The organism is Polaromonas sp. P1_F2, from assembly GCF_056405735.1.
The window spans coordinates 210,292-228,592 of sequence record NZ_JBFUBN010000002.1 but is presented as its reverse complement, the minus strand read 5'-3'; the positions used below and the strand labels follow the sequence as shown (position 1 = coordinate 228,592).

The following is an 18,301-nucleotide window of genomic DNA, read 5'->3' as shown; positions in this document are numbered from 1 at the left end:
CGGAATTTAATTGGGGACATATTCAATTCCACTGCAACGAGCCTCCCAATAAGGTTCTGCTCAGGAGGCGGACGCTTCCTCTTTTGGCGCCGCGGGCGGACGCCCTGCCTGGTTTTTGGTCACCCGGCGCTCCGTGCGCTTTTGCAGCTCCACCAGAAAATCAGCCCCGCCGAGCGCCCAGCCGCTGAGGGCCGCGCGGGTCAGCAAGTCCTGCTGCTCCAGCGTGATGCCCGCGCGCACCAGTTCGGCGTAAGCCGCCTCGCGGGCAAAAGGCGTGTTGCCCAGCGCCCAGACCAGCGGGTGTGGCGTCAGCAGGCTGTCGACCCGCAGGCCCGCGTAGTGGCCGTGGCTGGACCACGGATAGTCCCTGGCTTCGGCCACCAAGCCGGCGCGGACCGGGTTCAGGTCCATATAGGCCATGCAGGCCAGCAGGTAGCGCTCGGCCTCGATCACGGTGGCGCGGTAACGCCCTTCCCACAGGGTGCCGGAGCGCCCCTGACTGTCATTGAAGTAGCGCACATAACGCCGCCCCGCAGCCTGCATCATCTGCGGCAGGCCCTCCGCTGTGCTGGGCGTGGCCAGCAGGTGGAGATGGTTGTCCATCAGCACGTAGGCGTGCAGGGCAACGCCGGATTTGCGGGCGCTTTCGTCGAGCAACCCCAGCAGCATCTGGCGATCGGCGGCGGACGCAAAGATGGCTTGCCGGTTATTGCCCCGCTGGATGATGTGGTGGGGGTAGCCGGGAAGGGTCAGACGCGGAAGACGGGCCATGGGATGCAATGCCTGGAGTTTGCACCATGATATTGGAACCTGACCCTGATTTGCGGCCCCTCAAGACGCGGGGCTCGCGGTCCACAAAAGCCGCTGCGTTTAGCGGACGACCTTGCCGTCGGGGGTGATGGTGACCAGGTCGATCGCGCGCACCGATTCGTATTTCTTCGGGCGAAGGTTGACGCGAAAGCCGCCCACGTCGTAGTCCGTCATCGACTCAAAGGCTTTTTGCAGGCCGGCCCGGTCGGGCTTGCCGCTACCCGCCGCGCTACGGCGCACGCCTTCAGCGAAGGTGCGGGCGGCAATATAACCTTCCACGCTTTCATAGCTGGGGGTCTGGTCGGTCTGGTTCAGCACATCGAGGTATTCCTTGATGATGGGCGTGCCGGTGCTGCGCGGCGAAGGCACGACCTGCGAAATCACGACACCGCCGATTTCCTTGCCGAGAGCACTGAACAGCGGATCGATGCCGACGACGGAAAAATTAAGGAACTGGCCGCCGAAGCCTGCTTGCCGCATCTTGCGGATGAAAGCCGCCGATGAATTGAACAGGCTGACCTGGATGACGGCTTGCGGCTGCGCCTTCATCAGCGTTGCCACGGCCGCGTCGACCTTGTCGCTGTTGACCGGTGACAGCGCGCTACCGACGATGGCCGGGCGCTTCAAGTCTATGAGCGCCTGGTTGACGGCCGCCAAGCCGCCGCGACCCATAGCGTCGTCTTCGGCAAACACCGCGATGCGGTCCTGGTTCAGCGTGGCGCAATGGCGCGCGATCTTGTAGGCCTCGTCGGCCAATGCGGGACGCACATGGAACACGTTGCTGAGTGCGGGATCGTGCAGCGCGTCCGACGCGGCGAAGGGCGCGAAGAACAAGGTGCCCGAAGCTTTGGCGGCGGCAAATGCGGCATCGCAACTGGCCGTACCGGTGAAACCGAAAAGCGCGTCAACGCCCTCGTCGATCAATTGCTTGGCATTGGCCGCGGCCTTGGCCGGGGCGTAGCCGTCGTCCAGCGCTTTGACTTCGATCTTGTAGCCGCCCGCGCCGTTCTTGGCGTTGATTGCGTCGAAGTAAATCTTGGCGCCGTTCAGGTAGGCCAGACCGATCTGGTCGGCGGCGCCGGTGAGCGGCACGGATTGCCCAATGACGATTTTTCGCGCGGTCTTGCTTTGCGCCCACAGCGCGGGACTTGCCACCACAGCGCCTGCCGACACACCACCGAGAATTATCTGACGCCGATTGAAACCCATGACAACACCTTTTGAGATACGGAAATAGCCAAAGCAGGTTTGATGCCTGCATTGCAGCATGCGCTTACTGTTCCAAAGAAATGTCACAAAGTGTGCGCAGACCTCAAGCGTAATCCGTGTGAAGCCGAAAAGACAGCGGGGAAATGCCGACACGTCATAAGCCTATGCGCCGTCATATAGCCCTTGATGACGGCCCTCGCTGCTCTATTGTGTGGGACTGGCGCTAATGCGTCGGTGCGCGCAAAGCCGTCAAGCGGTACAACTGCAGCGCCAGGACAAGGCCGAACGCGGAACTGGCCGCGGTGACCCAGCCCGTCCATTGCCAGCCCCCTGCTGCCGCAGCCACCCAGGCCACCAGCGGAGGGCCCGCGAACTGGCCCAGCGCCGACCATTGCTGCATCCAGCCCACCGTGGTGGACACCGTGTCGGCACTGGGGGCCAAGCGGACGGCCAGGCTGAACAGGGTCGCGGGAATCAAGCCGCCGACCATAGAGAAACCGAGGATGGCCGCGTATTGCAGCGCGGGCGGCACGCCCGAAAAAGCCAGCAAGGCGCCGCCGCCCATTGCCAGGAAGCCCGCGCCCAGCAACACCACCGGTGGCAGGCCGCGGCCCAGCAAGCGCCCGGCGGCGACGTTGCCGATGATGTTGACGGCGGCGGCCAGCGCCGTCAGCGGCCCCGCCCAATTGGCGGCCACGCCGGCCTGCGCATAGATGGACGGCAGGAAACCGACCACCGCGAGCCATTGCCCCGAATATGCCGCAAAGGCCATGGCCATGAGCCAGGCGGCGCGCGAACGCAGGGTCACCGCAATCAGCTGGCCGCCGCGGGGCCGGCCGGTTGCCGGGACCGCCTCGGGCGGCTCCGCCGGCACCCGCCATGCGAGTACCAGGGCCAGCACCGCAGCCAGTGCGGCCAGCAGCCACCACAGGATGCGCCAGCCCCATTGCGGGCTGCCCAAAGCGATGAGGTGGGGTCCGCCCAGCAATGCCAGTGAAGCGCCTAGCGGCATGTAAGCGCCCCACATGCCGAGCATGCCGTTCAGCTTTTCCTTTGGAACCAGCCGGCGCACCAGGGCCGGCGCCGGCAGTACCACCCACAAAAATCCCAGGCCTTCCAGGACGCGTGTCGCCAGCAGGCCATAAACACCAGGCGCCATGGCCCCCAGGGCGCTGGCCAAGGCCAGCACCCAGAGGCCCGCCACCATGCTGCGCTTGAGCCCCGCGCGCTGCACGGCCAGCCCCGTCACCAGCCCAAGTGCCATACCCGCCAGTTGCACCAGCGACAACAAAAAGCCGGCCTGCAGCAGCGAGACGCCCAGCACCTGGCCCAGCACGGGCAAAGCGGGCGGCAGCTTGCCCACATGCAGCGCGGCCACCACGCCAGCCGCGATCACGCACCAGGCGGCTCGCGTGCTGGCGACGGTATCCGGCTTGGTTTCAGTCACGCGGGGGCAAGGCGTGAGGTGAAAGTTCAGGCCGCGAAAGCGGCCCGCCCCTTGAGGCGTTCATGTTCTTTGGCGGCAAAGCGGTCCGTCATGCCGGCGATGTAGTCGGCCACCACGCGCTCGGGCTTGGCGCCGGCGGCGTGCGGGACGTCGATGCCGTCAAAGCGGTCGATGTGGGCCTGCGGCATCTGCGCGGGGTCGGCCATGTAGGCCTCGAACAGGTCGCGCACCACTTGCTTGGCGGCCTGCGTGGTCTCCACCACCTTGGGGTGGCGATAGAGGTTTTGCAGCAGGAAGCGCTTGAGCAAGGCCGACTGCCGCGCCATCTCCGGCGTGAAGCAGACCAGCGCGGGGTGCTGGCGCACCTCGTCGGCGCTCGCGGGCGCCGCCTTGTGAATCGCCGCCCAGGTCGCATCCATCACGTTGTAGACCTGCGCGCTGAGCATGCGGCGTATGGTCTCAAACAGCAAGCGGCGGCCCTGCAGGCCGGGATGGGCCAGCCGCGTCTCGCGGCAATATTGGCTGAAGAGTTCCACATCCTCGAATTGCTCCAGCGTCAGCAGGCCGGAGCGCACGCCGTCGTCGATGTCGTGCGCGTTGTAGGCAATTTCGTCGGCCAGGTTGGCGAGCTGCGCTTCCAGGCTTGGCTGTTGCCATTGCGGGCCTTCGGCGGGCTGCTCGACAAATCGACGGGCCACGCCGCCCGGCTCGCGCGCCTCGATGCGCAGCGCATTGCGCCTGGAGCAATGTTTGAGGATGCCTTCGCGCGTCTCGAAGCTGAGGTTCAGGCCGTTGTAGGCCGGGTAGCGCTCTTCCAGCGCATCCACAACGCGCAGGCTTTGCAGGTTGTGCTCGAAGCCGGCGCTCTCGGGATGGCCGGCTTTGAGGCAGGCGTTCAGGGCATCCTGGCCGGCGTGGCCGAAGGGCGTGTGGCCCAGGTCGTGCGCCAGCGCGATGGCCTCCACCAGGTCCTCATTGAGCTGCAAGGTGCGGGCGATGGAACGCCCCAGCTGCGCGACCTCTAGTGAATGGGTCAGTCGGGTGCGGAACAGGTCGCCCTCGTGGTTGAGGAACACCTGGGTCTTGTAGACCAGGCGCCGGAAGGCCGTGGAATGCACGATGCGGTCGCGGTCGCGCTGGAAGTCGGAGCGCGTGGGCGCGACCGGTTCGGTGTAGCGGCGCCCGCGCGACAGCGCGGGGTCACAGGCATAAGGCGCGAGGGTCATGGTTCACGCTCTCCAGGCGGTTACGCGCACTATGCGCAACACAAATCGATCACGCCGCGCACCAGCGCGTCGGGCGCGCTGCGAAGCGCCGCTTTGCCCGGGCCGTCGATCACGATAAAACGGATCTCGCCGGCTTCGGATTTTTTGTCGACGCGCATCAGCTCCAGGTAGCGCCCGGCATTGTCGGTGGCCGACAGCACCGGCGCCTTGACCGGCAAACCGGCGCGCCGCACCAGCCGGGTCAGCCGCTCCACAAAAGCCATGTCGACCAGGCCCAGGCGCTCGGACAGGTGGGCGGCCATCACCATGCCGCAGCCCACGCCCTCGCCGTGCAGCCATTCGCCGTAGCCCAGGCCGGATTCAATCGCATGGCCAAAGGTGTGGCCGAAATTCAGGATGGCCCGCAGGCCCGTTTCACGCTCGTCCTGACTCACCACCCAGGCCTTGATTTCACAGCTGCGCTTGATCGCGTGGGCCATGGCCGCGGGTTCCCTGGCCAGCAGGCCATCGAGGTTGGCCTCTATCCACGCCAGGAAATCCATATCGGCGATCGGTCCGTATTTGATGATCTCTGCCAGGCCCGCGCTCAGTTCGCGGGGCGGCAGCGTCGCCAGGGCATCGAGGTCGCAGACCACCAGCAGCGGCTGGTAAAAAGCCCCAATCATGTTCTTGCCGAGCGGGTGGTTGATGGCCGTCTTGCCGCCCACCGAGGAATCCACCTGCGCCAGCAAGGTCGTGGGTACCTGCACAAAGGGCACGCCGCGCATATAGCTGGCGGCGGCGAAACCAGTCATGTCGCCCACCACGCCGCCGCCCAGCGCGAACATCACCGTCTTGCGGTCGCAGCCGTTCTCGAGCAAGGCGTCAAAAATCAGCTGCAGCGTGATCCAATCCTTGTGGACTTCGCCGTCGGGCAGGCTGACCAGCAGCACCTTGCCATAGCGCTGGCGCAGCGCCTGGCTAAGTTGCGCCGCATACAAAGGGGCCACCGTCGTGTTCGACACCACCAGCGCGGTGGCGGCTTTCGGGAGATCCTGGTAAGTCAGCGCATTGCCGAGAAGCCCGTTGCCGATGGCGATCGGATAGCTGCGCTCGCCAAGGTCGATCTGGACCCGCGCCGCCGCTGAAGAGGAATTTGCGTGCATAGGTGGGAGTGTAGAGGGACTCGCCGCGCCGCGGCTACCCGCTTGCAGCCAAAGGGGCAGTCAGGGCGGAGCCAGCAACCCGGCCAGCTCCAGCTGCATGAGGATCATGTTGACCAGGGTGGACACCGAAGGGCGCCCGGTCTCGATGACGAAGTGCGCGGTTTCCCGGTACAGCGGGTCGCGCGCGGCATAAAGGTCCCTGAGCCTGGCCAGCGGGTCGGCCACCTGGAGCAGAGGCCGGTTCTGGTCGTGCCGCAGGCGGCGAAATACTTCTTCGGGAATGGAATGCAGGTAGACCACCTGCGCGCGCTCGCGAAGGTGCTGGCGATTGGCGGGGCGCAGCACCGTCCCGCCGCCGCTGGACAGCACGCAGGACTGGCCCTGCGTCAGCTCGTCGATCACCTGCTGCTCGATATCGCGGAAGGCGTTCTCGCCCTCACGCTCGAAAAACTCGCGGATGGAGCAGGCGATGCGCTGCTCGATGACCTGGTCCGAATCGATGAAGCGCAGCCCTATTTTGCGGGCCAGATGCCGGCCGACGGTGGACTTCCCCGAACCCGGCAGGCCCACGCAGGCGATTCTCAACGGGTTTGCATTCAATGGAGTCTGGGGGCATTCGCCCCGGGATGCGTGATTGGAGGAAGGAAAGGAAATGGGCCGGCTTCACAAACGCGACAGGCCCCAAAGGGCCCGCCGTTACCTGCATTTTCCACCAAACCGGCCCCGCCTCGCGGCGCAGCCGGCCCCCGGACTCAGCGCAGTGCCGATCCGTTGGTCAGCATCTTGGGCGTGATGAACACCAGCAGTTCGGATTTCGTGGCGGAGCGGGTCCGCTGCTTGAAGAGGTTGCCGACGCCCGGCAGGTCGCCCAGGAACGGAACCTTGGTTTCGTTGTCGCGGTCGTTCTGTTCAAAAATACCGCCGATCACCACGGTCCCGCCGTTTTCCACCAGAACCTGGGTCTGGATGTGCTTGGTGTCGATCGCGAAGCCGTTGGCCGTTTCGCGGCCCACGCTGTCCTTGTTGACGTCGACGTTCAGGATGATGTTGCCTTCAGGCGTGATCTGCGGCGTGACCTCGAGCTTCAGGTTGGCCTTGCGGAAGCTGATGGACGTGGCGCCGCTGGAAGTCGCCTGCTGGTACGGCAGTTCCGTGCCCTGCTCGATCAGCGCCTTCACCTGGTCCGCCGTGACAACGCGGGGGCTGGAGACGATCTTGGTTTTGCCGTCGGCTTCGGACGCGGAAATTTCGAGGTTGAGGAATCGCGTCTTGGCCGCATTGAACAGAGAGACGGCAAACGTCGCCGCCGAGAAACCGTTCTGGCCCACGCCCGGCAGGCTCACAAATTCGCCGGCATTGGTGCCCGCCGTCGCCGCGCTGTAGGTGCCGCCGAACGCCGTATTGGTGTTCTGGTTGAAGGGCTGGCCGCCGAGGCGCACGCCCAGCGACTTGCCGAAGGTGTCCGAAGCCTCGACGATGCGCGCCTCGATCAGCACCTGGCGAACCGCCACGTCGAGTTTGGTGATCAGACTTTGGACCGCCTCCAGCCTCGAGGGGATGTCGGTCACAAACAGCTGGTTGGTCCGGGCTTCGGAAATGACGCTGCCGCGCTGGGACAGGATACGGGCGCTCGCCGGCCCGCTTCCGCCGGCGCTGATCTGTGTCGCGATGTCCGCAGCCTTGGCGTAATTGATCTGGAAAGACTGGGTGCGAACGGGCTCGAGACTCTGGATGGCATTGCGCGATTCCAGGTCCAGCTTGTCCTTGGCAGCCAATTCGTCCTTGGGTGCGATGACCAGCACGTTGCCGTTTTTGCGCATGCCCAGGCCCTTGGACTGGAGAATGATGTCCAGTGCCTGGTCCCAGGGCACATCCTTCAGCCTCAGCGTGACGCTACCCGTCACGGAATCGGACGTAACGATGTTGAAGTTCGTGAAGTCGGCGATCACCTGCAACAGGGAACGGATTTCAATGTTCTGGAAATTCAGCGAGAGTTTCTCGCCGGTGTAGCCGGGTCCCTGGGTCAATTTGCTCGGGTCGACCTTCAGGGGGCGGATTTCCAGCACAAACTGGTTGTCGCTCTGGTAGGCGCTGTGCTCCCATGCGCCCTTGGGCTCCACCACCATGCGGACCTTGTCGCCGGTCTGGAAAGTTGTGACGGTTTGCACCGGCGTACCGAAGTCGGCCACGTCGAGCCGGCGGCGCAGGCCCTCAGGCAAGGCCGTTTTCAGGAATTCAACGACCAGGGTCTGGCCCTGCTGGCGTATGTCAACGCCCACTTCGTTATTGGTCAGGCCCACGACGATGCGCCCGGCGCTGTCGGTTCCACGGCGGAAATCGACATCCTTGAGCGGCAACACGTCGCGATTGCGGCTTTCCGCGAACACCTGCGCCGGCGCCGCTGGCGAAGCACTTGCCGAGGAGGACGGATCCAGTGTGATCACCAGTGATTTGCCTTGAATGTCGGCCTTGTAGGTCGACGGCGCCTTGAGATTGAGCACTACGCGGGTCCGGTCGCCGGCTTGCACCACGTTCGCCGAGCGCAGGTTACCGACGTTCATGTCCACCGCGGTCCGCCCCATGGCATTGCTGACACCGGGGAAATCCAGGGCGATACGCGCCGGCGACTGGATGGTGAATCCGTTGGGGATGGCGGTCAAAGGCTCGGCCAGGTCGATGCGGATGATCTCTGAGCCGCCCTGGACCGAACCGGTCACCGATTGAATGGAGTTTTGCGCCTGTGCGGCCGCCGGCAGCACCGCCACCAGCAGCGACAAAGCCATGCCGAATGAAGCGCCGCGCAACACACGTTCAAGCAAACGCGTCAGGCCGCCTCCCGTACCCTGTGCTGCCAATGCCCATGTTTGCTTGTTCATTTTGATCCCTCTAATAGCTGTAAAGTCGCCGTCCGCTCAATCCATTCGCCCGCAGCGTCCTGCACGATCTCACGCAGGGAAAGGCTTGTTTCACCCACCTGCGTGATCCGGCCGTAATTCTGCCCAAGGTAGTTGCCGACCCGGACCTGGTAAATCAGGTTGTCGACCTTGACCAGCGCCACCGGCTGGCCCACCTTGATCAGGCTTCCGACCATGAAGGTCGCGTCCAGGGGGTAGGCTTCCAGGGGTTCCTTGCGCCGGCTCAGTTCCGGCGCGATCAGACCCGCATTGGCCGTCGCCTGGTTGGAGTCACGCTTGAGCGCCTGCGTCAATTTCTGGTTGCTGAAGGGCTCAATGGCGCCTTCCTGGTTATAGGCCTGCGGCGAGAATTTGGTGGGCTCGGGCAGAGGGTCGACCTTGGGCCGGGTGGCATTGCGCTGCTCCGTCATCCATTGCTGGAGTTCTTCCTGCTCGGACGAGCCGCAACCCGCCAACGTCAATAACGCCAATACCAGGCCGCTGGTCAGCACATAGTTGTTAAGCCTCATTTTTTGGCTCCCGGGGCGCTCTTGCGCTGCAGGGCCACTTCCTCGGGGTCGAGGTAGCGGAATGTCTTGGCCGTGGTGTCCAGGACAAGATTTCCGTCTTTGGCCGGCACCAGGTTCAAATTGTTCAAGGTCACGATGCGGGAGAGATTGGCGATGTCCGCGGCAAAAGCACCGATGTCGTGGTAACGGCCCGTGACGCGCACGGCGATGGGCAATTCGGCGTAGTACTCTTTAACGCTGACCTGGCCCGGCCGGAACAGCTCGAACTGCAGGCTGCGGCCCAGGCCGGCCTGGTTGATGTCCGACAGCAGGGCATCCATTTCAGCCTTGCTCGGAAGCTGCTTCTCCAGCTGGGTGACATATTGCTGAACCTGTTCGCGCTGCTTTTTCAGGACATCGAGGTTCACCGCCTGCACCAGCTTCTTTTTGTAGTCTTCCCGCAACTGGACTTCCTTGGCCTGCTCGGCAGTCAGTTCTTCGTCCGAGGAACTGAGCCAGACAAACCACAGCGCGACCACCACGAGAACCGTGACGGCGACGCAAAGAAGATAGCGCGGCAACGCCGGCCATGAAGGCGGGTCATTGGCGTCAAGCCCGGAGAACTGGGCCTTCAGGCTGTTTTGGATCGACGAGAAATCGACGGAGATTTTGGGAGTTTTTGCCATGATCGTTCAACCTGCTTCAGGCTTTGGCCGGGATCGCCGCAGCCGCCGGCGCGGCACCAGGCGTCGAGCCGGCCGGTGCGGAACCGGGCGCCTTGGGCGCGGCGGGGCGCTTGAGCCCGACACGCATGGAGAAATTGGACACACGCCGCTGGTCGCGCGGCGTCAGCGACACCACGCTGGCCGTGATTTCAACCAGTTCCGGCCGGGTCAGCCAGGGGCTGTTGTTGGCCAGGTTGCGCAGCAGTTCGGAAACCCGCTCATTGGACTGGGCCACGCCGGTGATGAACACCGTCTGGTTGTCCTGCTTCATGCTGTTGATATACACGCCGTCAGGCAACTGCTTGACCAGCTCGCTGAGCAGGTAAACCGGCAGGTTGCGGTTGCCTTGCAGGTCTTCCACCGCGTTCTGGCGTGCCCTCAGTGCGGCGATTTCCGCCTGCAGCGTGGCGATGTCCTTGATCTGCGCTTCCAGGCGCGTGATCTCGACTTTCAGGAAATTGTTCTTGCTGCGCTGGGCTTCGATCTGTGCGAGGTACCAGGAGTACACGGCGCCGCAGATCAAGCCGCCGATCAGGGCGGCCATGCCAAGCGTGGCGAAAAACGTTTCGCGCCTGCGCTTGCGCGCAGCTTCGCGGTGCGGGAGCAGATTGACCAGAATCACTGCAGGAACCTCCGCAAAGCCAGACCGCAGGAGGTCAGGTAAGACGATGCCTCACGGCGCATTTTCTTTTCCCGCACGCTGTCGCCCAGTTCCATGCCCTCAAAAGGGTTGGCCAGGAGGCAGGCGAACGAAGTCTGCTGCGTGACGGAATCGGTCAGCCCCGGCAGGGCGGAAGAACCGCCGGCCAGCATGACGTAGTCCACCTTGTTGTGCGGGGTGCTGGTAAAGAAGAACTGCAGGGCGCGGCCGATTTCCTGGGCCATGCTTTCCACAAAGGGCTTCAGCACGCCGGAGCCGTAGTCTTCCGGCAGGTCGCCGCTGCGCTTCTTGCTTTCGGCCTCTTCCGGCGAAAAGCCGTACTGGCGGACGATCAGTTGCGTCAGTTGCGCGCCGCCGAAGGCCTGGTCGCGCTCATACAACACTTCGTCGTTCTTGATGACCTGCATGCTGGTGGTCAAGGCGCCGACCTCGAACAGGGCGACCATGGTGTCCACCCCCTTGTTGGGCAGGTTTTCGATCAGGCGGGCGGTTGCCAGGCGCGAAGCGTAAGACTCCACATCGATCACGATGGGCTTGAGCCCCGCGGCTTCCGCCAGGCCTTCACGGTCCTGGACCTTCTCCTTGCGCGAGGCCGCAATCAGCACCTCGACATCACCGCTGGAGGTGGCACTGGGGCCCACCACACAGAAGTCAAGGCTGACTTCATCCAGGGAGAAGGGAATATATTGGTTGGCTTCCGACTCGACCTGGGTTTCGAGTTCGGCGTCCGTCATGCCGCCGGGCAGGATGATTTTTTTGGTGATGACCGCGGAAGCGGGCAGCGCCATGGCGACGTTTTTGGTGCGGGTTCCGCTCTTTTTGACCAGGCGGCGCACAGCGTCGGCGACTTCGTCGAATTTTTCGACGTTGCCGTCGGTGATCCAGCCGCGTTCCAGGGGCTCGATCGCACAGCGATCCAGCACCAGGTTACCGGCCTTGTCACGGCTCAACTCCACCAGCTTGACGCTGGACGAACTGATATCCAAACCCAGCAAAGCGGGTTGTTGGCGGTTGAATAACGACCCCAGAGAGATCAAGGCAGTCCCCAAATGACGGCTAATATGTAGCCTTGCATACTTAAGAAATCACTTGAATAGTAGCAGTAAGCTCTTTGTGCAGTAAGGATTTTTCCTGTTCTGCACATCCAGAACGTTGTCAAAAGCCGACGCTTGTAACCGAGTGCAAGCGAGCTGGCGGGGGTAAGACGATGTCTGCAAACGTAAAAGAGTGATGCGGCGGCGCCAGCCCGGTACGCCCCGGTTTCCAGGATTTTTATAATAGTGACGCGACTTTACGATTGCCTACATGCCCTCCACGCCCACCTCTCCTGATTCAAATCCCGGCCCGGCCAAGTCGTCAAGGCCAGCCAAGTCCTGGCTGCCGCGCTGGCTGGTCAAACTTATGCTGTGGAGCACCGGCCTGTTGCTCGCAGGCGTCGTCAGCGTCCTGCTGTTCGTCGCCGTGGCCCTGTCGGTTGCCTACCCCAACCTTCCCGACATCTCGGACCTGGTGGACTACCGGCCGAAACTGCCGCTGCGCGTTTATTCCGCCGATGGGGTGGTGATCGGCGAATTCGGCGAGGAGCGGCGCAGCCTGACCCCCATCAAGGACATCCCGCAGGTCATGAAAGATGCCGTGCTGGCCATTGAGGACGCGCGCTTTTTCTCGCATGGCGGGGTGGACTACCTGGGCGTGATCCGCGCCGGCTTCGCCAACGTGGGCCGGGCCAAGAGCCAGGGCGCCTCCACCATCACCATGCAGGTGGCACGCAATGTCTATCTCTCGGCGGAAAAAAGCTACACCCGAAAGATCTACGAGATCCTGCTGACCTTCAAGCTGGAGCACATGCTGACCAAGGACCAGATCCTTGAGATCTATATGAACCAGATCTTCCTGGGCAACCGGGCCTACGGCTTTGCCGCGGCTTCCGAGGCTTATTTCGGCAAGCCGCTCAAGAACATCACGATCTCCGAGGCGGCCATGCTGGCCGGCCTGCCCAAGGCGCCGTCGGCCTACAACCCCATCATCAACCCCAAACGCGCCCGGGCGCGCCAGCTCTACATCATCGAGCGCATGGAGGAAAACGGCTTCATCACGGCCGAGCAGGCCAAGGCCGCCAAGGAAGAACCCCTGAAGGTCAGGACCGGGCCCGACGCCGGCCGGGTGCATGCCGAGTACGTGGCCGAAACGGTGCGCCAGTTGGTCTACAACCAGTACGGCGACGAAACCTATACCCGCGGGTTGAACGTCTACACGACCCTGCGCGCCACCGACCAGACCGTGGCCTACAAGGCACTGCGCAAGGGCATCATGGATTACGAGCGCCGCCAGATCTACCGCGGCCCCGAGAAATTCATAGACCTGCCCGCCAATCCCCAGGAAACCGAAGACGCCATCGACGACGCGCTGACCGACAACCCCGACAACGGCGACGTCATGTCGGCCGTGGTGCTCGAGGCCAATCCCAAGCGCATCCTGGCCATGCGCCAGAACAGCGAAACCGTCGAAATCACGGGCGACGGCCTCAAACCCGCGCAGTCCGGCCTGGCCGACAAGGCCGGCCCCAATATCAAGATCCGCCGCGGCGCCTTGATCCGCGTGGCGAAAACGCCGAAAAACACCTGGGAAATCACCCAGCTGCCCGAGGTCGAAGGCGCTTTTGTGGCACTGGACCCGCGCGACGGCTCCATACGCGCGCTGGTGGGCGGCTTTGATTTCGAGAAAAACAAGTTCAACCACGTGACCCAGGCCTGGCGCCAGCCCGGCTCCAGCTTCAAGCCTTTTATCTACTCGGCCGCACTGGAAAAAGGCTTCACCCCCGCCACCGTGGTCAACGATGCCCCGCTGTTCTTCGACGCCGGCGTGACCGGCGGCCAGCCCTGGGAGCCGAAGAACTACGACGGCAATTTCGAAGGCCCGATGAGCCTGCGCACCGGCCTGAAGAAATCCAAGAACATGATTTCCATCCGGATCCTGCAGGCCATTGGCGCGCCCTACGCCCAGGACTGGATCACCCGCTTCGGTTTTGAAGCCGAAAAGCACCCCGCCTACCTGACCATGGCGCTGGGCGCCGGCTCGGTCACGCCCATGCAGATGGTGACCGCCTACTCCGTGTTCGCCAACGGCGGCTACCGCGTCAATCCCTACCTGGTCACCAAAATCACCGACCAGCGCGGCAAAGTCCTGCTGGATACCAAACCGCCCGCGCTGGACGAGTCGGCCCGGGGCATAGAGGCGCGCAACGCCTTCATCATGGACAGCCTGCTGCAGGAAGTCGCGCGCTCCGGCACGGCGGCCAGGGCGCAGGCCACGCTCAAGCGGCCCGACCTCTACGGCAAAACCGGTACGACCAATGACTCCATCGACACCTGGTTCGTGGGTTTCCAGCCCACGCTGGCGGCGGCGGTCTGGATGGGCTACGACACGCCCAAGAAGCTCGGCGACCGGGAAACCGGCGGCGGCCTGAGCCTGCCGATCTGGATCAATTACATGGAATACGCCCTCAAGGGCGTTCCGGTCGCCGAATACCCGGCGCCCGAAGGCGTCGTCAACGTGGGTGGCGAGTGGTACTACAGCGAGTACGCCCGGGGCTCGGGTGTCAGCACCGTGGGCATCCAGCAAGACCCGGCCGCCGCCAATGCGGGCCAGCCGGCCAGTCCCGCCGGACCGGGCGGCGCGATCCAGGTGTTGCCGCCTTCGGACGAGAAAAAACGCATTCTCGACCTGTTCAAGAACTGACGGTCGCGCACCGCGCATAAAAAACGGCCCTCACGGGCCGTTTTTCATTTCCAGCGCGGCCGGAGCATCAGTCCGGCGCCTTGAACACCAGCGGCTGGCCGGCCTGCTCGCTGGCGTAGCGCGAGAGCTGGGCGAAGAATTCGCTGGAATCCTTGGTGTCTGCCCAGCGCCCCGCACTGTATTTATAGTGAAACCCGCCGGCCTTGGCCGCCATCCAGATTTCCTGCAGCGGTTTCTGCAGGTTGATGACGATCTGGCTGCTGTTGGCAAAGGTCAGCGTGACCATGCCGCCGGTCCGCTGGTTGTCGATGTCCGCATCGGTCTCATCGTTGATCCGGTCGCAGGTCGCTTCCACCGCCTGGAGCGCGCGCTCGGCCAGATCCTGGTATTCAAGGTCCGTCATTACAATCCCGTCATGGTTTCTTCAGTTCAAATTTTAGGCCGCGCCCGCAATCCCGGCTTCCGGCATGGCCTTGCCGCGATTGTGGCCGCAGCCGCCCTGCTGGCCGGTTGCGGCCAAAAAGGCGCGCTTTACCTTCCCGTGCCACCCAAGGTCCCGGCCGCGGCCCTGCCCACCTCGCCCACGCCATCAACCACTCTTCCCGAGGCACCTCCCGCCGCCGTAACCGCACCGGTTGTGCCGGCCTCGGCCGCCCGCTAAGCGCCTGGCACCCGGCCTTGGAAGGCTCCAGGCCGTGCGCTGCCTGAACCTTGAAATCCAAGGCATCGACGCAAAGACACCTTGAATCGGTCATGGCGCGCAGGCCGCGCGCTCTTTAAGATACCTCGAACCTTTCCTTCCACAGCCAGCACCACCCATGACCCGCCCATCCCTTCCCGGCCATCCGCATTTCGCCTACCGCGAGGGCGAGCTCTTCGTTGAAAACCTGCGCCTGCGCGATCTCGCCGCGGCGCACGGCACGCCGCTCTTCGTGTATTCCAAGGCCGCCATGCTGTCGGCGCTGGCCGCCTACCAGCGCGGCTTTGCCGGGCGCCATGCGCAGATCTGCTACGCCATGAAGGCCAACTCCTCGCTGGGCGTGCTGCAGGTGTTTGCCCGCGCCGGCTGCGGTTTTGACATCGTCTCGAGCGGCGAACTCGACCGCGTGCTGGCCGCGGGCGGCGAGGCCGCAAAAATCATTTTCTCGGGCGTGGGCAAAACCCGCGCCGAAATGCGCAAGGCGCTGGCCGCCGGCATCGGCTGCTTCAACGTCGAAAGCGAGGCCGAGCTCGACGTGCTGTCGGAAGTGGCGCTGACCCTTCAGTTGCGCGCGCCCGTCAGCATCCGCGTCAACCCGAACGTGGATCCCAAGACGCACCCCTATATTTCCACCGGCCTCAAGGACAACAAGTTCGGCGTCGCGCATGAAGACGCGCTGCGCATTTACCGGCATGCGGCTTCGCTCAAGGGCTTGCGCGTGGTCGGCATCGACTGCCACATCGGATCGCAGATCACCGACGCCACACCCTACCTCGACGCCATGGACCGGGTGCTGGACCTGGTGGCGGCCATTGAAGGCGCCGGCATCCCGCTGGAGCACATCGATTTCGGCGGCGGCCTGGGCATCAATTACAACAACGACACGCCCCCCGAAGCCGATGCGCTGTGGCAGCAATTGCTGGCCCGGCTGGATGCACGCGGCTATGGCGGCAAAAAGCTCATGATCGAGCCCGGCCGCTCCCTGGTCGGCAATGCCGGCGTGTGCCTGACCGAGGTGCTCTACGTCAAACCCGGCGAGCACAAGAACTTCTGCATCATCGACGCGGCCATGAACGACCTGCCGCGCCCGGCGATGTACCAGGCTTTCCATGCCATCGCGCCGGTGACGGCTGCCGCCACAAAGGGTGCGGTGGAAATGACTTATGACGTGGTCGGGCCGGTCTGCGAAAGCGGCGACTGGATAGGCCGCGACCGCGCGCTCAGCGTGGTGGCGGGCGACCAGCTGGCCGTGATGTCGGCCGGCGCCTATTGCATGAGCATGGCCAGCAACTACAACACCCGCGGCCGCGCGGCCGAACTGCTGGTCGACGGCGACCAGGTGCACCTGATACGCCGCCGCGAAACCGCGGAAGACCAGATGCGGCAGGAGCAACTGGTCGGCGGTTAATTACCGCTAGGACAGTTTTCCGCGAACGCCGTAGGCGGGCTGCGGCTTCTTTTTCTTGAGGTACTGCTGCACGCGCCAGCCCAGCAGCACCGCGATGATCGTGGCGTAGACAAACACCTCGGCAAAGTTGTTCTTGCCGGCACGCATCCAGAAAAAGTGCAGCAGCCCCAGGCCGGCGATCAGGTAGACCAGCTTGTGCAGCCACTGCCAGCGTTTGGCGCCCATGGCCTTGATCGCGGCGTTGAAAGATGTGGCCGCCAGCGGCGTCAGCAGCACAAAGGCTGAAAACCCCACCAGGATGAATGGCCGCTTGGCGATGTCCCTGGCGATGTCGGCAAAGTCAAAGCCCATGTCAAACCAGCTGTAGCTCAGCAGGTGCACCACGACATAAAAATACGCGAACAGCCCCAGCATGCGCCGAAAACGCGCCAGCGCCGGCACGCCGCTGATGACACGCAACGGCGTGACCGTCAGCACGATGCAGATAAAGCGCAGCGTCCAGTCACCTGTGGCGCGTATCAGCGCTTCGGCCGGGTTGGCGCCCAGCTGGTTGGTGAACGCGCCGTAGAACAGCCATGCGAATGGCAGCAGGCAGACCAGGAACAGCACCGGCTTGGCCGCTGGGTGCAACAGCCACTTCTGCGTTGCCGCCATCACAGCCATCCGCCGCCGGGCCGCGCCAGGGCGGTATGAGACATATACCAGCAGGGGCCGCGGAACCGGCTTTGCCGGGCCGCAGGCGCAGCGGCCCCCTCGGGGGGCAGCGCAGTACGCGAAGCGACAAGCGTGGGGGCCATATTCATCAGAAGTTCTTCTTGAGGTCCATGCCCGCGTAGAGCTGGCCCACCTGGGCTTCGTAGCCGTTGAACATCAGGGTCTTGCGCTTTTTGGCGAACAGGCCGTCTTCGCCGATGCGGCGCTCGGTGGCCTGGCTCCAGCGCGGGTGGTCCACGTTCGGGTTCACATTGGAATAAAAGCCGTACTCCTGCGCCGCGGCCTTGTTCCAGGCCGTGCGCGGCTCCTTGTCGGTGAAGCGGATCTTGACGATGCTCTTGCCGCTCTTAAAGCCGTACTTCCAGGGCAGCACCATGCGCACAGGCGCGCCATTCTGGTTGGGCAGCACTTCGCCGTACATGCCGAAGGCCAGCAACGCCAGCGGATGCATGGCTTCGTCCATGCGCAGGGCTTCCACATAAGGCCAGTCCAGCACGCGCGAGCCGACAAAAGGCATGGTCTTGGGATCGGCCAGGGTGATGAACTCGACATACTTGGCGTTGCCCAGTGGCTCGACCTTTTTGATGAGCTCGGACAGCGAATAACCGACCCAGGGAATCACCATGGACCAGCCTTCGACGCAGCGCAGGCGGTAAATGCGTTCTTCCTGCGGTGCAAGCTTGATCAGGTCTTCCAGCGTGAAAGTTTTGGGCTGCTTGACCAGGCCTTCAACGGCCACCGACCAGGGTTTGGTCACCAGCGTGTGGGCATTTTTGGCGGGGTCGGCCTTGTCGGTGCCGAACTCGTAGTAGTTGTTGTAAGTGGAGGCGTCTTTGTAGTCGGTGACCTTTTCCATGGTCGTGGCACCGGCCACCGCCGATTTACCGCCGGCCAGGGCAGCCAGCTTGCCGGGCTTTTGCACCGTGTCCGCCATGGCTTGGCGCCCCGCCCAACTCGCCATGGCCGCGCCCGCGGCGCCCGTGGCCATCAGCTTGACCAGGTCGCGGCGGCCCTGGTAAATGCCTTGCGGCGTGATCTCGCTGGGAACAGGATGGTCGAAACCGCTGGCGTGGGTCTTGATGAGCATGGGAGCGTCCTTGAAAAAATCCGTTATG

General features: G+C 63.8%; 17 protein-coding genes. 3 read left to right on the top strand and 14 right to left on the bottom strand.

Features of this window, described 5'->3' with window-relative positions:
• Positions 1–60 precede the first annotated feature (60 nt).
• From AC1D0O_RS04895 to AC1D0O_RS04845, 11 genes are all read right to left on the bottom strand, one after another.
• Positions 61–771 carry a transposase gene (locus AC1D0O_RS04895; RefSeq protein WP_477652430.1) on the bottom strand — a complete coding sequence of 237 codons (711 nt, stop codon included), beginning with the start codon at positions 769–771 and terminating at the stop codon, positions 61–63.
• Positions 772–870: 99 nt separating this feature from the next.
• Entirely contained in the window at positions 871–2,019 is a 1,149-nt protein-coding gene (locus tag AC1D0O_RS04890; RefSeq protein WP_477652429.1) for an ABC transporter substrate-binding protein, read from the bottom strand.
• 223 nt (positions 2,020–2,242) lie between these two features.
• Positions 2,243–3,466, bottom strand: a complete 1,224-nt coding sequence (locus tag AC1D0O_RS04885; protein WP_477652428.1) for an MFS transporter — start codon at positions 3,464–3,466, stop codon at positions 2,243–2,245.
• A gap of 26 nt (positions 3,467–3,492) precedes the next feature.
• Positions 3,493–4,692: a deoxyguanosinetriphosphate triphosphohydrolase gene (locus AC1D0O_RS04880; RefSeq protein WP_477652427.1), complete on the bottom strand. Its 1,200-nt coding sequence runs from the start codon at positions 4,690–4,692 to the stop codon at positions 3,493–3,495.
• A gap of 29 nt (positions 4,693–4,721) precedes the next feature.
• A complete protein-coding gene (aroB, locus tag AC1D0O_RS04875; protein ID WP_477652426.1) occupies positions 4,722–5,837 on the bottom strand; it encodes a 3-dehydroquinate synthase in 1,116 nt (371 codons plus the stop codon).
• A 60-nt stretch (positions 5,838–5,897) separates the two neighbouring features.
• On the bottom strand, positions 5,898–6,422 hold the full coding sequence (locus tag AC1D0O_RS04870) for a shikimate kinase (RefSeq protein ID WP_477652804.1): 525 nt from the start codon (positions 6,420–6,422) through the stop codon (positions 5,898–5,900).
• Between the two features lie 167 nt (positions 6,423–6,589).
• Positions 6,590–8,713, bottom strand: coding sequence for a type IV pilus secretin PilQ (locus tag AC1D0O_RS04865; RefSeq protein WP_477652425.1), 2,124 nt, complete (start codon positions 8,711–8,713; stop codon positions 6,590–6,592).
• Positions 8,710–9,261 (bottom strand): pilus assembly protein PilP, encoded by a 552-nt coding sequence (locus AC1D0O_RS04860; protein WP_477652424.1) that lies wholly within the window; start codon positions 9,259–9,261, stop codon positions 8,710–8,712. Before AC1D0O_RS04860 ends, AC1D0O_RS04865 begins: the two co-directional genes overlap by 4 nt.
• Complete coding sequence (locus tag AC1D0O_RS04855) at positions 9,258–9,926, bottom strand: type IV pilus inner membrane component PilO (RefSeq protein ID WP_477652423.1); 669 nt, start codon at positions 9,924–9,926, stop codon at positions 9,258–9,260. Before AC1D0O_RS04855 ends, AC1D0O_RS04860 begins: the two co-directional genes overlap by 4 nt.
• Before the next feature lie 16 nt (positions 9,927–9,942).
• On the bottom strand, positions 9,943–10,587 hold the full coding sequence (locus AC1D0O_RS04850; protein ID WP_477652422.1) for a PilN domain-containing protein: 645 nt from the start codon (positions 10,585–10,587) through the stop codon (positions 9,943–9,945).
• A complete protein-coding gene (locus AC1D0O_RS04845; RefSeq protein WP_436157501.1) occupies positions 10,584–11,663 on the bottom strand; it encodes a pilus assembly protein PilM in 1,080 nt (359 codons plus the stop codon). The genes AC1D0O_RS04850 and AC1D0O_RS04845 overlap by 4 nt, the downstream gene beginning before the upstream one ends.
• A 268-nt stretch (positions 11,664–11,931) precedes the next feature.
• On the opposite strand from AC1D0O_RS04845, the gene AC1D0O_RS04840 reads away from it, so the two are divergent.
• Complete coding sequence (locus AC1D0O_RS04840; protein ID WP_477652421.1) at positions 11,932–14,364, top strand: penicillin-binding protein 1A; 2,433 nt, start codon at positions 11,932–11,934, stop codon at positions 14,362–14,364.
• Positions 14,365–14,431: 67 nt separating this feature from the next.
• Here AC1D0O_RS04840 and cyaY read toward each other — a convergent pair whose 3' ends face one another.
• Positions 14,432–14,767: an iron donor protein CyaY gene (gene cyaY / locus AC1D0O_RS04835; protein ID WP_477652420.1), complete on the bottom strand. Its 336-nt coding sequence runs from the start codon at positions 14,765–14,767 to the stop codon at positions 14,432–14,434.
• Between the two features lie 12 nt (positions 14,768–14,779).
• On the opposite strand from cyaY, the gene lptM reads away from it, so the two are divergent.
• Positions 14,780–15,025, top strand: a complete 246-nt coding sequence (lptM, locus tag AC1D0O_RS04830; RefSeq protein ID WP_477652419.1) for an LPS translocon maturation chaperone LptM — start codon at positions 14,780–14,782, stop codon at positions 15,023–15,025.
• 157 nt (positions 15,026–15,182) lie between these two features.
• Complete coding sequence (gene lysA / locus AC1D0O_RS04825) at positions 15,183–16,472, top strand: diaminopimelate decarboxylase (RefSeq protein WP_477652418.1); 1,290 nt, start codon at positions 15,183–15,185, stop codon at positions 16,470–16,472.
• A gap of 6 nt (positions 16,473–16,478) precedes the next feature.
• Here the strand turns inward: lysA and AC1D0O_RS04820 are convergent, their stop codons facing one another.
• Positions 16,479–17,126 (bottom strand): protein-methionine-sulfoxide reductase heme-binding subunit MsrQ, encoded by a 648-nt coding sequence (locus AC1D0O_RS04820; protein WP_477652417.1) that lies wholly within the window; start codon positions 17,124–17,126, stop codon positions 16,479–16,481.
• 148 nt (positions 17,127–17,274) lie between these two features.
• On the bottom strand, positions 17,275–18,273 hold the full coding sequence (gene msrP, locus AC1D0O_RS04815; RefSeq protein WP_477652416.1) for a protein-methionine-sulfoxide reductase catalytic subunit MsrP: 999 nt from the start codon (positions 18,271–18,273) through the stop codon (positions 17,275–17,277).
• Between the last annotated feature and the right edge of the window lie 28 nt (positions 18,274–18,301).

Coding starts and splice junctions, on each gene's coding strand:
- AC1D0O_RS04890 (WP_477652429.1), bottom strand. CDS start 2,019: ATGGGTTTCAATCGGCGTCAGATAATTCTCGGTGGTGTGTCGGCAGGC.
- AC1D0O_RS04840 (WP_477652421.1), top strand. CDS start 11,932: ATGCCCTCCACGCCCACCTCTCCTGATTCAAATCCCGGCCCGGCCAAG.
- msrP (WP_477652416.1), bottom strand. CDS start 18,273: ATGCTCATCAAGACCCACGCCAGCGGTTTCGACCATCCTGTTCCCAGC.
- AC1D0O_RS04895 (WP_477652430.1), bottom strand. CDS start 771: ATGGCCCGTCTTCCGCGTCTGACCCTTCCCGGCTACCCCCACCACATC.
- aroB (WP_477652426.1), bottom strand. CDS start 5,837: ATGCACGCAAATTCCTCTTCAGCGGCGGCGCGGGTCCAGATCGACCTT.
- AC1D0O_RS04880 (WP_477652427.1), bottom strand. CDS start 4,692: ATGACCCTCGCGCCTTATGCCTGTGACCCCGCGCTGTCGCGCGGGCGC.
- AC1D0O_RS04865 (WP_477652425.1), bottom strand. CDS start 8,713: ATGAACAAGCAAACATGGGCATTGGCAGCACAGGGTACGGGAGGCGGC.
- AC1D0O_RS04855 (WP_477652423.1), bottom strand. CDS start 9,926: ATGGCAAAAACTCCCAAAATCTCCGTCGATTTCTCGTCGATCCAAAAC.
- lysA (WP_477652418.1), top strand. CDS start 15,183: ATGACCCGCCCATCCCTTCCCGGCCATCCGCATTTCGCCTACCGCGAG.
- lptM (WP_477652419.1), top strand. CDS start 14,780: ATGGTTTCTTCAGTTCAAATTTTAGGCCGCGCCCGCAATCCCGGCTTC.
- cyaY (WP_477652420.1), bottom strand. CDS start 14,767: ATGACGGACCTTGAATACCAGGATCTGGCCGAGCGCGCGCTCCAGGCG.
- AC1D0O_RS04860 (WP_477652424.1), bottom strand. CDS start 9,261: ATGAGGCTTAACAACTATGTGCTGACCAGCGGCCTGGTATTGGCGTTA.
- AC1D0O_RS04820 (WP_477652417.1), bottom strand. CDS start 17,126: ATGGCGGCAACGCAGAAGTGGCTGTTGCACCCAGCGGCCAAGCCGGTG.